We start from the raw sequence: 13,404 nt of genomic DNA on the forward strand, positions 1-13,404 counted from the left end.
GTCAGTCCTTCTTGAGGGTGACCACCGGCAGGTACGCCGTGCGGGTGGTGCCGTCGATCTGTTCGTAGTCCAAGCCATCCCAGGCGTCGCGGTCAAAGGCCGCGCCATCCTGGAGGGCGTACGAGAGGAGTCCGCGAATGGAGTTGATGTGCTGCTCCTCCTGCGGCAGCTGGACCCAGGCCTCGGCCAGGGTGGACGCGCCGGCCACGGCGGCCCGGATGGCGTCGGGGCGCGCCTTGCCCGTTCTCGGCGAGCGCACGCGGTCTGAGTCGCTGAAGGCGATGGGGTCGGCCAGCTTGGGCGGGACGGCGAACTCGTCCGGGTCGTAGAGCTTGACCATGGCCAACGATTCGAACCCGGCGTTGAACAGCACCGGACCGCGGACCAGGCCCGGCCGTTCGCGTTCATACGGCAGGGACCTGATGGCCTGCTCGGCCTCGCGCAGGACCTTCCGGAGGCGGACGGACTGGCGGAAGTCGTCGCTCTGGACGTATGTGTTCAGGCTTTCGCTGAGCTTGCCGTAGATCCGCTGGATCTGGCTGTGCTGGTGGCGGAGCTCGGCCACCAGGTTCTTGAGGGTCTCGCGGTCCTCTGGCGAAAGGTCGTCGGCGAACTGCCGGCTGAGGACTTCGCCGATGGCCGAACGGAACCGGAGCTGCTGCTGCGGGTCTTCGAGGAAAGCGGTGAAGGAGCGGAAGGTCCGGCCCTCGGGGCTCTGCCGCAGCCGCCTGTCCGCGTCGAGCACCTGCGCCATGGTGGCACCTTTGCTGAGCGACTCCTCGATAATCTGGTTGCGCAGTTCGCCCACCAGTTCCTCGATGCGGTCGCGCATCTTTTTGTAGTCGGCGGGCAGGCTGGCGGCGAGGTCCAGGATGTTCCCGGCGGCTTCAACGGCTTCATCGTCGTCCAGCAGGCCGTCAAAGTCGCCGGAGCTGATGTCCTGGATCAGCTGCTGCCGTTCCCCGATCTCGTCCTCAAGGGATTCCAGCCGGGCACTCTGGTCCGGATTGGTCTCATTGGCCAGCTTCTCCACGTCGCCCAGGAGGGTGCCCAGCCGGGAACCATTCAGCGTGGAACGCTCGCTGGAGAGGCTGTCCAGGAATGCGAGCACGCGGGCGGCCGGCTCGGTGACCTCGTAAACGATCTGCCCCGACTGGTTGCGGCGGGTCAGGAAATGCTTGCGTGTCCACTCGTCCGCATAGTTCCTGCCGGACGACGTGCCGATGGCGGCACCACCCAGCCCGGGCTCCTGGCGCCGGAGCTGCTCAAGGAAGGAGTCGACGTCGGCGTGGAACTCCTCGAGCGGAAGCTGCGGACGGGTGCGGGTAAAGGATGCCTGCAGCACCGCGATCACCCACGGCGCCGAGCGCGTCAGGGCCCAGGCGGGTCCCTTTGTGAGGAGTTCGAGGTCCCGGAGCCGGGCACTGATCGCGTCAGCGGATGACCTGGCGGAGCGGGGCACGCACTCTCCTTCAGCTGCTGGGGGGATGGTTGGGCAGCGCGGATCGCGGAAACTGCCAACTACAAGGTTAACGCAGCCCCTCCCCAAGCAACGCGGGGTCACTTAGCGCCCATCGCGGGGGCCAACATGGACGCTAAGTGACCCCGCGTTGCCTGTGGGAAGCGCGGGGCCGCCGCGACCGCTCCGTGACCTACGTCCCGGTAGCATTGCGATCCCGTATCAACCCGCCGTGACGGCGGGGCAGGTCTGGCTGGGGCGCCCAAGCACCCCTACGCTCGTGCTACTGAACTCAACCGAAGCAACGGCGCAGCAGGGGGAACAATGCAGTTCGACTTAAGTGCAGTGGAGACCGGCACCATGGTGTTTATCGGAACCCTGGCGTTTGCCCTGGTCCTGGTGGGCTTCGTCCTGACGGCGGGCTTCCTGGCCCTGGTCCTGGTGGGGGTAGGCAAGTTCGCCTGGTTCCTCGCCGCCACCACGCTGCTGACTGTGGTCCACGGGATCAACCACGGCTGGGAGAGGCTGGTCCACCACGCCTCCACCGTGGAGATCCCCGGGGACTTCCAGGGCCAGCCATCCCCTAGCACTGGAAGCTACCCGCGGGTAATGTTGGGAGACAGCTAAAGGGTTCTCCAACCCGGCGGATCCATGGCTTGAACCGGCCATCCCGGTCAGAGGAGATACCCCATGAGCTCCGCCACTGACAGCCCCGCCACGAACCCACCTGCCACCGAAGTTCCTGCCATCGACGCACCGGCCGCGGAAGTCCCCGTCGCCGCGGCCAATATCGGGCCCGAAGCCACAGCAGCGGACGCCCGGGCACTTGCTGAAGCCTCCCGCGAGATTGACTGGGACCGGCCTAGCTTCGCCAAGGGACTGTACCTGGGGAATTTCGACCTCAGCCTCATCCATCCCTGGCCGAAGGCAAGGGCCGATGACGTGGAACGCGGCGAAGCCTTTATGGAACGCCTCACCGAGTACGCCCGCACCATGTCCGGCCGCGTGATCGAACGCGAGGCCAGGATCCCGGACGAGTACCTCCAGGGCCTGGCGGGCCTTGGCGTCTTTGGCATGAAGATCCCGCAGGAGTACGGCGGACTCGGCTTGTCCCTGGTCTACTACGGCAGGGCCCTGGCGTTGATCGGCAGTGTCCACCCGAGCATCGGCGCCCTGATCTCCGCGCACCAGTCAATCGGCGTTCCGGAACCGGTGAAGGTCTTTGGCACGGCGGAGCAGAAACGCGAGTACCTGCCGCGCTGCGCCGCCGGGGCCATTACAGCTTTCCTCCTGACGGAACCGGACGTAGGCAGCGATCCCGCGCGGATGGGCAGCACCGCCGTTCCCACGGACGACGGCGGGACTTACGTCCTGGACGGCGTGAAGCTTTGGACAACCAATGGTGTGATTGCCGAACTTGTGGTGGTGATGGCCGTGGTGCCGGCCCACACCGATGCGGACGGCACCGAGCATAAGGGCGGCATCAGCGCCTTTGTGGTGGAAATGGATTCCCCCGGCATCACCGTGGAGAACCGCAACACCTTTATGGGACTGCGTGGCATCGAAAACGGCGTCACCCGGTTCCACCAGGTGCGGGTGCCCGCGGCAAACAGGCTGGGCCGCGAGGGACAGGGCCTGAAGATCGCCCTCACCACGCTGAACACAGGCCGGCTTTCCCTGCCGGCGTTGTGCGTCGCGTCCGGCCGCTGGAGCCTGAAGATCGCCCGGGAATGGTCCAACGCCCGCACCCAGTGGGGCCAGCCGGTGGGCAAACACGAGGCCGTGGGCAAGAAGATCGCCTTCATCGCCGCGTCCGCCTTCGCCCTGGACGCCGTCTTCGAACTGTCCGCGGAACTCGCCGACGCCGGGCAGAAGGACGTGCGGATCGAGGCGGCCCTGGCCAAGCTGTGGTCCTCCGAGATCAGCTACCGGATCGCCGACGAACTGGTCCAGATCCGCGGCGGGCGTGGCTTCGAGACGGCGGAGTCCCTGGAAGCCCGGGGCGAACGCGCGGTTCCGGCCGAGCAGCAGCTGCGTGACCTCCGGATCAACCGGATCTTCGAGGGCTCCTCGGAGATCATGAAACTCCTCATCGCGCGCGAAGCCGTGGACGCCCACCTTGCCGCCGCCGGCGACCTTGCGTCCGTGGACGCGAGCCTGCAGGACAAGGCGAGGGCCGCCGTCGGGGCTTCAGGTTTTTACGCCCGGTGGCTGCCCAAACTCGTGGCCGGTGCCGGAATGGACCCCCGGTCCTACAGCGACTTCGGCAGGCTGGCCAAGCAGTTGCGCTTTGTGGAACGGTCCTCGCGCCGGCTGGCCCGCCAGACGTTCTACGGCATGGGGCGCTGGCAGGCAAAGCTGGAGTACAAGCAGGCGTTCCTGGGCAGGGTGGTGGACATCGGCGCCGAACTGTTCGCCATGGCTGCATGCTGTTCGCGGGCGGAGATGATCCTTCGCACTACGCCGGAACGTGGCGCCAGTGCCTACGAACTGGCTGAGGCATACTGCGAGCAGGCCCGCGTCCGCATTGACGAGTATTTTGACCAGCTGTGGCGGAACACGGACGACGGCGACCACATCCTTTCGCGCAAGGTCCTTGCCGGGGACTACACCTGGCTCGAGGCGGGCGTACTGGACCCCTCAGAGGGCACCGGCCCGTGGATCGCCGATGCCACGCCAGGGGCGTCCACCAAGGAAAACCTGCACCGGAACTACCGCTAGCGACTGCTAAGCATCCTTGTTATCGCTGGTCAGCAGTGGTTGAGTATGACCCATGAGCAACCCAACGGACCCAGAGGACAGATTTCCGCCGACCACGCGGAACGAGAATCTACGGAATGAAACTGCTCGTGACCAAAGCTTCGCCAGTGGCGAGCCCACGCGCGCCTTCGATCAGACGCCGGCGCCCTATGCCGAGGAGGGCTATGCCGAGCAGAGCTATGCCCCGGCAGCCCAGGCGCCGGTGACCGACGCTCCGGTTTTGGATCCACGCCTGACGGATGCGCGCCTGACCGACCAGCAAACGGCCGTAGCCAGGGAGAAGGAACAGTTCGGCGGCATCAAGGTGGGCTCGGCCTTTTTCGGCTGGCTCGCCGCCACCGGCATGGCCGTCCTGCTCACAGCCTTTGTGGCCGCAGCGGGAACCGCGGTGGGGCTGGCGAACAACACCGACGTGAACGAGGCCGTCAACCAGCTGACGACAAACGGCGCCGTCGGGCTCGTAGGCATCATCGTCCTGCTGGTGGTCCTGCTCATCTCCTACTACTCCGGCGGCTACGTCGCCGGCCGGATGGCACGGTTCAACGGCGCCCGGCAGGGTTTTATGGTGTGGATCTGGGCGCTGATCGCTGCGGTTGTGATTGCGCTGCTGGGCATCGTCGCCGGCCAGCAGTTCAACGTCCTGGCCAATCTGAACAGCTTCCCTCGGATCCCCATCAACGAAGGCGAACTGACGCTCACCAGCATCATTGCCGCCGTCGTGGTTGCCCTGGTCGCGCTGGTGGGTGCCGTGCTCGGCGGCCTGGCGGGCATGCACTTCCACCGCAAGGTGGACCGCGCCGGCTTCACCCCGGACGAAACGTACAACGGGAGCTAGGCGGGCATGGCGGCGTCGACGTAGTACCAGCGCCGGTTCTCACGGACAAAGCGGCTGATTTCGTGGTGGACTCCGCGTTCGCCGCCGTGCCGGAAATGGGCCTTGAACTCCACCGTCCCTTCAGTATCCAGCGGGCCGCCGCGGTTCGTGGACAGGATGTCCAGGCGGCGCCACTCCATGGCTGGGTCCAGTTCCAGTTCCGCAGGCGCGGTATCCGGATGCCAGGTTTTCCGGAGGTATTCGGCGTTGAGCAGGACAAACGCGGTGTAGCGGGAGCGCATGAGCTGCTCCGCCGTGGCGGCTTCGGCACCGCCGTTGTGGAAGCGCCCGCAGCAGTCCGCGTAAGACTCGCCGGACAGGCAAATGCAGGGGCCGGCGTTGATCGGATTCTCGGTCATGGTGCTCCTGTCGCGGGTTGTCCGGACCGCTTTCCGGCGGCCTCGTGGATCCCTTCCGACTATAAGCGCAGGCGCCGTCGTCATATCCGGTAACAGCTTCGAAACAACCTCACGCGCACCCCGCCCCGCGGGGGCAGGACCGAAAAATAGTCCGTAAGGTGGTGGAGGGCTGTTGCCCGTGGTGATGGGCGCCGGGACGGACTCCGCCGCCGGCAGATAGGAGAGATGACGTGGGAGATTCGACGACGATCGCTCTCAACCTGACTTTTTTCGGCACGCTCGGCCTGGCGCTCCTGATGTTCCTGGGCCTGGTCCTGCTGGTGGTCCTGACCTTGGTGCTTGCCGGCGTCGGGCGGCTGCTTGTGCTGACCGTGATGGCCCTCTCCGGGCGGCTCCCGAAAAACAAAACGCTCCCCCTGGTCCGGCTGACCGGGGAGCCCGGGCCGCCGTCGGACGCCCCCGAAGCAACGCACGACGACGGCGCTGCCGCCCCCACTCCCGGAAAGCCGGCCCGCGCCGCGGCGCTGGGCGCGAAAGCCGGGCCGCTGCGGACGATGGCAGGCGCAGCCCTGTCCACTGTTCGCGCCCGCAGTGTGGCTGCCGTGGCCGTAGTGAGCTCGCCGCACGACTGGCGCCAGGCCCTTCGAGACGGCCGCAACTTCCTGAAACCATCCGAACTCCGGCCGCGCTTCCACGATGCGGTGGAGCATCACCCGCTGCTCACAGCGGCCCGCAAGGAGCCGCCGGTGCTCGCCGAGGACTGGGCTACCGCGGTGGCCGAGGCGGATGCCCGGGCCATGGCGCGCGCCCGTGCCGCCACCCCGGAAATCAAGGTCACAGTCCGCGACCTTCCCGGCCCCTCCGTCCCCGCGGCAAAAGTGGAAGCGGTGGCTCCGTTGGTGGAGTCGGCGCTGCATCAGGACAATCCTGGGCGCGACAACGCCAGCCATGAGAACACCGCCCTTGGGGCCGCCCGTTCCTTCACGAAGCCGCCCGCCCCCGCGCCGCTCTCCCTGCTGGACACCGGCTCGCTCGTGTCGCTGTCCGGCCACGCGAACGTCCTCAAGGCCAAGCTGCCTGCCGACCGGCGCTGAGGACAGGGCGTCACCCGGGCGTCACAAACCGTCACTGCTCCGGTCCGCATTACCCCTTGCTACGAAAAGCGAAGGAGTATGGCACATTCCCGCTGCCGGGCCCCGAATTTGTGTAGCGTCGTGACGATCCACAGCAATCCGCGTGGACCACCGATTGTGGGGAGCCGGGGATGAGCCTCAGTGAACTGCGCGTGTTCGGCCGGTCAGGCACGCCCATCAGCCCGCTCACGCTGGGCACCATGAACTTCGGCGAGGGCCCGGGCAGCGCACTGGGCGGTGGCCCAACAGGCGGCGCCCCCACCGGCGCGGATGAAAGCATCCGCATCATCCAGACCGCCCTTGACGCCGGCATCACCGCGGTAGACACCGCCGACGTGTACTCCCAGGGTGAGTCCGAACAGGTGGTGGGCCGCGCGCTCCGCGGCCGCCGGGACGACGTGTTCCTGACCACCAAGTTCCACGGCCAGATGAGCGCCAACCCCGCCCACTCCGGGAACTCGCGGCGCTGGATCATGCAGGCGGTGGAGGGCAGCCTCCGCAGGCTGCAGACGGACCGGATCGATCTGTACCAGGCGCACCGGCCGGACTACAACACCGACGTGCTTGAGACCATCACCGCCCTGAACGACCTCATCCGGCAGGGAAAAATCCTCTACTACGGCACCTCGGTGTTCACCCCGGCGCAACTCGTGGAGGCGCAGTGGTTGGCCACCACCAACCACCTGATCCCGCCTGTTGCCAACCAGGCCCCGTATTCGATGCTGGTCCGCGGCAACGAGCGCGATGTCCTGCCCATTGCGCAGCAGTACGGCCTGGGCGTGCTGGCGTACGGCCCGTTGGCCGGGGGCTGGCTGTCCGGCGAGTTTGTCCTGGACGCCGGGAAACCGCCAACAAGAGTGCATTCACTCCCGGGACGCTACGACATTTCCGGACCTTCGAGTGAGCGGAAGCTGCTTGCCGCGGACGCGCTGGCACGGCGGGCCGACAAGCTGGAGGTCTCACTCGTGGAACTGTCCATCGGGTTCGCGCTGAACCACCCCGCCGTCAGCAGTGTGATCATCGGTCCGCGCACCGAAGAGCACCTCCGGGCCTACCTCAAGGCCGCGGACACCCTCCTTGGCGAGTCCGTACTGGATGCAATCGACGAATTGGTGCCGCCCGGGACGAACTTCGTGGAGCGCGACGCCGGGGCAATAGTGCCGTCCCTGGAGTACGCGGACCTCCGCCGCCGCTGAACGCCGGGGCCGCCGTCCCGCCGTCGCGCATTCCTGGAAGCCCTTACCCGGAGCAACCATCTCGGCTAGCGTGGAAACCATGGAATTCAGATATCTCGGAAACAGCGGCCTTAAAGTCTCAGAAATCACGTTCGGCAACTGGCTGACGCACGGCTCGCAGGTGGAGAACGACGTCGCCACGCAGTGCGTGCGGGCAGCGCTCGACGCCGGCATCAGCACCTTTGACACGGCGGACGTCTACGCCAACACCGCAGCGGAAACCGTCCTCGGGGAGGCGTTGAAGGGCGAACGCCGCGAGTCCCTGGAGATCTTCACCAAGGTCTACGGCCCCACCGGCCCCAAGGGCAAGAACGATCTGGGCCTGTCCCGCAAGCACATCATGGACTCGATCAACGGCTCGCTCCGCAGGCTGCAGACGGATTACGTGGACCTTTACCAGGCCCACCGCTACGACTTCGAGACTCCGCTGGAAGAGACCATGCAGGCGTTCGCGGACATCGTGCGGCAGGGCAAGGCGCTGTACATCGGCGTCAGCGAGTGGACCGCCGGGCAGCTCCGCGAAGGCCACGCACTGTCCAAGGAACTGGGCTTCCAGCTGATCTCCAACCAGCCGCAGTACTCTATGCTGTGGCGGGTCATCGAGGCCGAGGTTGTGCCGGCGTCGGAGGAGCTGGGCGTGTCCCAGATCGTCTGGTCACCCATGGCGCAGGGCGTGCTGAGCGGAAAATACCTACCGGGCCAGCCTGCTCCTGAAGGCAGCCGCGCCACCGATGACAAGGGCGGCGCCAAGATGATCGAGCGCTGGATGCGTGACGACGTCCTGGCCCGTGTCCAGGACGTCAAACCGATCGCCGCGGAAGCCGGCCTGTCCATGCCGCAGCTCGCGGTAGCCTGGGTCCTGCAGAACCCGAACGTGGCCTCGGCCATCGTGGGTGCGTCCCGCCCGGAGCAGATAGCGGACACTGTGGCCGCCGCGGGTGTGACTCTGGAGCCGCAGACCATGAAGAAGATCGACGACGCCATCGGCTCGCTGGCGGAACGCGATCCGGCGCAGACCAAGTCCCCCGCCACGCGCGAAGCGTAGGAGACCCGTGATGTCCCTGCCAGACCTGGCTGTGACCGGATCCACCGGCTTTTTGGGTGGGATGGTGGCCCGGCAGCTCGCCGAAGCCGGCACGGCCCAGCGACTGCTGGTGCGCGACGCCGGCCGGGCGCCGGAGCTCGAAGGCGCAGTCCCGCTGGTGTTCAGCTACGCGGAAACCGTGCTGGCCGGCCAGGTTCTGGAGGGGGTGAAGACGCTGTTTATGGTATCCGCGGCGGAGGCCGAGGACCGCTTGGCCCAGAACTACAGCTTCATCGACGCCGCCACAGCCGCCGGAGTGCAGCATGTTGTCTACACGTCGTTCTACGGCGCCGCCCCGGAGGCCACCTTCACGCATGCACGGGACCACTACGCCACCGAGCAGCGGATCCGGGCGTCCGGGATGGACTTCACGTTCCTGCGGGACAACTTCTACCTGGACTTCCTGCCGCTCCTGACTGGTGAGGATGGCGTAATCCGCGGGCCCGCTGGGGATGGCGCGGTTTCTGCAGTTGCCCGCGAGGACGTGGCCCGATCCGCCGTGACGGTGCTGAGGGATCCCGCACTCCATGTGGGGACCACCTACGACCTCAGCGGGCCCGAGGGCCTGTCGCTGGCCCGCGCTGCGGAAGTCCTCACCGCGGAAACGGGGCGGACCGTCACCTATCACCCGGAATCGGTGGAGGAAGCCTACGCATCCCGGGCGCCCTACGGGGCGCCGTCGTGGCAGGTTGATGCCTGGGTGAGCACGTACACGGCCATTGCCGCGGGCGAGCTGGCAGGACTGTCGCCCGACGTGCGGACCCTGACCGGCCGGGAGCCGCTGAGCCTGAAAGGGTTCCTGCGGCAGCCGCAGCTGTAGCCCCCTCTCTCTGGAGTGGGAGTCCCTAACGATCCGTAGGCACATGGACACCGCTGCCGAAACCCTGATCTCTTAGCGGCCGCGCCTGAGGTGCTCCGCGGTGAGGTCTTCAAGTTCCTGGTGAGGTCGTCAAAGCTGCGTGCTTCACGTTTGTCGCTCTTCGAAAACCGCATGAACATCAGGATGATCAGCGGCAGGTCCACAATCTCGCAGATGAACCACAGGAGGTCCCCGGCCAGCTGCTGGTCCCGGAGTGCGCCCGGGAACCAGACCGCGCCTGACGCCGCAACTGTGGTGATGTGGTCCAGCACTCGATCTGCCAGGCGCCAACAATAACTTCGAGTGGGGGCACGGCCCAAGGATCGTGGACCTTCCTTTGAAAACTCCCGGCAAGCCAGGCCTGAGGCCACTTCTTAAGGAATCCTTAAAATGGGCGGCGCAGACTTATCTGGACGCGGCCAGCTGGCCGCAGAGACCCAGCCGGAGTATTTGATGCCTGACACCGTCCACGATCGAAGTTTTCCATCAGACCGCGCGGCCTCCGCCCATAATGGTGGCAGGACGCGGCTCCTGGTGCTGCCACAGGCCCGGCTCTGGGTGCTGTGGGGGATCCTCCTGGCCGCCGCCGTCGTCGTCCTTGGCATCGCCGTTACTGACGTTCCCGGCATCAGCGCGGGCGAGCTGGGGGTGGACCAGAACCTCAGCCTGCATCACATTGTCTTGCTGACCGGCGTCGCCATGGCCCTGAACCTGTTGTTCGGCCCCGTGGTGGGGGTGCTGCTGATCGCCGTTGTCGCCCTTGTTTTGCTGTTCGTGCGCCGGGCGCCGGTCAATGCTGTGGCATTCGGCCTGGTGGCCGTGTCCGGATGGGTGGCGAGCGAATTCTTCAAGATCCTTGTGGCCCGGCAGCGCCCGGATCCGGCGTTGCTGTTCGACCCGCTGGCGCCGGAAACCGGGGCTGACAGTTTTCCCAGCGGTCACGTCAGTTTCGCGGTGACGCTTGCGTTCGCTGTGTACTTCCTGGCCCGCGGGACGCGCTGGGCGAATTTCGCGGCAGTTGCCGGTGTGGTGGTGGCCGCCGCCGTGGCATGGTCGCGGCTGTACATCGGCGTCCACTACCCGTCCGACGTCGTGGGGTCAGTTCTGGCCGGCAGCGCGGCCGTGATGCTCCTGACCGGGTGCTGGAACTGGTTGGCGCCCCGGGCTTGGAAGCGCCTGCCCGTCAACGCGGCAACCCGGCCGTTCCTTCTCTAGCAGTTCTTGCCCTACGAAAGGCATCATGCAGACGTTTCATGCACTGGCCACTGTGGCGGCCTCCGCTGCCGCTTCCTCACCCCTCGATCCCGCCGGTCTCCTGGAGGGCCTGGGACCGGCTGCCCTGGCGGTCATCGCCGGGATGGTGTTCATCGAATCCGGCGTTCTCTTTCCTTTCCTGCCGGGAGATTCGCTGCTGTTCACGGCAGGCCTGTTGCACCAGCAGCTGTACCTGACGCTGCCTGTGCTGATCGGCGTTGTCGCCGCGGCATCGGTGGCTGGCGACCAGGTGGGGTACCTGCTGGGCCGGAAGTTTGGCCGCCGGTGGTTCAAAGATGATGCCCGGATCCTGAAGACCTCCCATCTGACCCAAACGGAGGAGTTCTTCCACCGCCACGGCGGCTCGGCGATCGTGCTGGCCCGGTTTGTTCCGATCATCCGCACCTACGCCCCGCTGGCCGCCGGCATCGCCCACTACACCTACCGGAAATTCACGCTCTGGAACCTTGTGGGGGGCGTGGCGTGGTCCGCGTCGGTGATTCTCTTGGGGTTCTGGCTGGGACATTTCGATGTCATCGCCAACAATATCGACCTGATTGCCGTGGCTATGGTCCTGGTCTCCGTCATCCCGTGGGGCATTGAGTTCCTCAAACGCCGAAGGAACCGGGGCACCCCGGTCAACGAACCTGTGGACGAACCAGAAAAGGAGCCCGCGGAAGTGCTGGCCACGGAAGAATAGCCCCATGACAACAGATGTGCGGCCGTCCCTGCTCCTTGTCGAGGACGATCCCGTCCTGGGGCCGCTTATCGCCGAACTGCTTGACAGCGACTACCGGATCAGGCTGGTGGCCGACGGAGGGCTTGGCTTGAGCGTCGCGCTCGGGGAGCCCTGGGATGTCATGGTGGTCGACCGCGGGCTGCCCGTCATGGACGGCATCACTCTGATTGCCGCGCTGCGGGACAACGGAATTTCGACGCCGGTGCTGATCCTCACGGCGCTGGGCGACACGGAGGAGAAAGTCCGTGGCCTCGACGCCGGCGCCAACGACTACATGACCAAACCGTTCGACGCCGGGGAGTTGGGGGCACGCCTGCGCGCCCTGACCCGCAGCTACACCCAGGTGCACCAAACGGTGGGCATCGGCGATTGGGAGCTGAACGCCGTCGCCCGTTCCGTCCGGTCCGTCTACGGACCGCTGGTGACGCTGACCGCCAAAGAGTGCGATCTGCTGGCCGCGCTGGCCATGGAACCGGACCGGGTCTTCAGCCGGGACGAGCTCATCCGCTCTGTTTTCCCTCCCACAGACCAGCCAAGCGTGATCGACACCTACGTCCACCACCTGCGCCGCAAGATTTCCAGGAACGTGATCCGCACGGTCCACGGCGTGGGCTACCAGATCGGGGACGGCCATGAATGAGAACACTGCGCCCACGGTCGACCCGGACCAGGCCACCCTCCGCAAGGCCTCACTCAGGATCGCCGTGCGCATCAGTGCGGCCTGCGCTGTGATGGTCATCTGCCTCCTGGCCGGAGCCGCAATCTATCTCACGAATCAGCTGTCCCACCCTGAACTGCCCGGCAACGCGGGCTCGGTGGCGGACTACGCCTACCTGGACTACAAGGACCTGCTCAAAGCCCTGGTCATCGCAGGGGCAGCCGGGATCGTGTTTGCCGGCGTGATCGGCTGGCTGAGCGCGCGCAGTGCCATCCGCCCGCTGGGTGAGGCGATGGCGCTGCAACGCAGATTCGTCCAGGACGCCAGCCACGAACTGCGCACGCCCCTGGCAATTCTGGACGCGCGGATCCAGCTCGCCCAGCGTGACGCCCCTCCAGGTTCGAAACCGGAGCATGCCCTGGCGCGGATCCGGGAGGACACCTCAACACTGACGGCCATCGTCAACGAGCTGCTGCTGGCCGCAACCGGCGGCGCTGCGGACGCGCCGGCTGAGCCAATAGACATTGCCGCGGTGACGGCGGCTGTGGCCGACAGCGTCCGCCAAATCGCCCAGGACATGGACATCGACATCTCGGTCACCCACGACGGCCGTCCGCTCGTCCGAATCGATCAGAACAGTCTCCGCCGAGCCGTGCTGGCGCTGGCCGACAACGCCCTCGCGCACACCCCGCCCGGGGGCCACATCACCCTCGCCACGGCAGCGAGCCAGCGCAGCGCAGTGATCGACGTGACCGACACCGGAAGCGGGATCACCGGCGTCGAACGTGACAGAATTTTTGAGCGGTTCGTCAGGACCCCCCGCCCGGATGGAGCCCGGGCGCAGCGAAGCTTCGGCATCGGGCTGGCCCTTGTCCGCGACGTCGCCACCGCGGCTGGCGGGACTGTTGAGATCGCCAGCACGGCCCCGGACGGAACCACCATGAGGATCAGGCTTCCTCTGGCCGGCCCCTGACCCGCTGCCCCTGACCG

13 protein-coding genes are annotated in these 13,404 nt (G+C 66.6%); 11 read left to right on the forward strand and 2 right to left on the reverse strand.

The features are described 5' to 3' along the window. Position 1: 1 nt before the first annotated feature. Positions 2-1,462, reverse strand: coding sequence for a DUF3375 family protein (locus ACQCSW_RS00100; RefSeq protein ID WP_426988827.1), 1,461 nt, complete (start codon positions 1,460-1,462; stop codon positions 2-4). A gap of 321 nt (positions 1,463-1,783) precedes the next feature. Between ACQCSW_RS00100 and ACQCSW_RS00105 the strand changes: the two genes are divergently transcribed. The 3 genes from ACQCSW_RS00105 to ACQCSW_RS00115 all read left to right on the forward strand — a co-directional run bounded on the left by ACQCSW_RS00105 (position 1,784) and on the right by ACQCSW_RS00115 (position 5,054). Then, positions 1,784-2,086 carry a hypothetical protein gene (locus ACQCSW_RS00105; RefSeq protein ID WP_426988829.1) on the forward strand — a complete coding sequence of 101 codons (303 nt, stop codon included), beginning with the start codon at positions 1,784-1,786 and terminating at the stop codon, positions 2,084-2,086. Between the two features lie 63 nt (positions 2,087-2,149). Then, on the forward strand, positions 2,150-4,180 hold the full coding sequence (locus ACQCSW_RS00110; protein ID WP_426988831.1) for an acyl-CoA dehydrogenase family protein: 2,031 nt from the start codon (positions 2,150-2,152) through the stop codon (positions 4,178-4,180). A gap of 52 nt (positions 4,181-4,232) precedes the next feature. After that, a complete protein-coding gene (locus ACQCSW_RS00115) occupies positions 4,233-5,054 on the forward strand; it encodes a hypothetical protein (protein WP_426988833.1) in 822 nt (273 codons plus the stop codon). On the opposite strand, the gene ACQCSW_RS00120 is transcribed toward ACQCSW_RS00115, so the two are convergent. Continuing rightward, entirely contained in the window at positions 5,051-5,452 is a 402-nt protein-coding gene (locus ACQCSW_RS00120) for a YchJ family protein (RefSeq protein WP_426988835.1), read from the reverse strand. The genes ACQCSW_RS00115 and ACQCSW_RS00120 overlap by 4 nt on opposite strands. A gap of 230 nt (positions 5,453-5,682) precedes the next feature. Here ACQCSW_RS00120 and ACQCSW_RS00125 point away from each other — a divergent pair, with 230 nt between their 5' ends. From ACQCSW_RS00125 to ACQCSW_RS00160, 8 genes are all read left to right on the forward strand, one after another. After that, positions 5,683-6,546, forward strand: coding sequence for a hypothetical protein (locus ACQCSW_RS00125; protein WP_426988837.1), 864 nt, complete (start codon positions 5,683-5,685; stop codon positions 6,544-6,546). Between the two features lie 170 nt (positions 6,547-6,716). Further along, positions 6,717-7,781, forward strand: coding sequence for an aldo/keto reductase (locus tag ACQCSW_RS00130; protein WP_426988839.1), 1,065 nt, complete (start codon positions 6,717-6,719; stop codon positions 7,779-7,781). A gap of 79 nt (positions 7,782-7,860) precedes the next feature. Then, a complete protein-coding gene (locus ACQCSW_RS00135) occupies positions 7,861-8,865 on the forward strand; it encodes an aldo/keto reductase family protein (RefSeq protein ID WP_426988841.1) in 1,005 nt (334 codons plus the stop codon). A 10-nt stretch (positions 8,866-8,875) separates the two neighbouring features. Further along, positions 8,876-9,724, forward strand: coding sequence for an SDR family oxidoreductase (locus ACQCSW_RS00140; protein WP_426988843.1), 849 nt, complete (start codon positions 8,876-8,878; stop codon positions 9,722-9,724). Positions 9,725-10,153: 429 nt separating this feature from the next. Then, positions 10,154-10,978, forward strand: a complete 825-nt coding sequence (locus tag ACQCSW_RS00145; RefSeq protein WP_426988845.1) for a phosphatase PAP2 family protein — start codon at positions 10,154-10,156, stop codon at positions 10,976-10,978. Between the two features lie 25 nt (positions 10,979-11,003). Continuing rightward, positions 11,004-11,717, forward strand: coding sequence for a DedA family protein (locus ACQCSW_RS00150; RefSeq protein WP_426988847.1), 714 nt, complete (start codon positions 11,004-11,006; stop codon positions 11,715-11,717). A 4-nt stretch (positions 11,718-11,721) separates the two neighbouring features. Then, positions 11,722-12,396 (forward strand): response regulator transcription factor, encoded by a 675-nt coding sequence (locus ACQCSW_RS00155; protein ID WP_426988849.1) that lies wholly within the window; start codon positions 11,722-11,724, stop codon positions 12,394-12,396. After that, positions 12,389-13,387, forward strand: coding sequence for a sensor histidine kinase (locus ACQCSW_RS00160; protein ID WP_426988851.1), 999 nt, complete (start codon positions 12,389-12,391; stop codon positions 13,385-13,387). Before ACQCSW_RS00155 ends, ACQCSW_RS00160 begins: the two co-directional genes overlap by 8 nt. Positions 13,388-13,404: the final 17 nt, after the last annotated feature.

Origin of the sequence: Pseudarthrobacter sp. Y6, assembly GCF_050156205.1 — a bacterium.
In the GTDB taxonomy this organism is placed as follows: domain Bacteria; phylum Actinomycetota; class Actinomycetes; order Actinomycetales; family Micrococcaceae; genus Arthrobacter.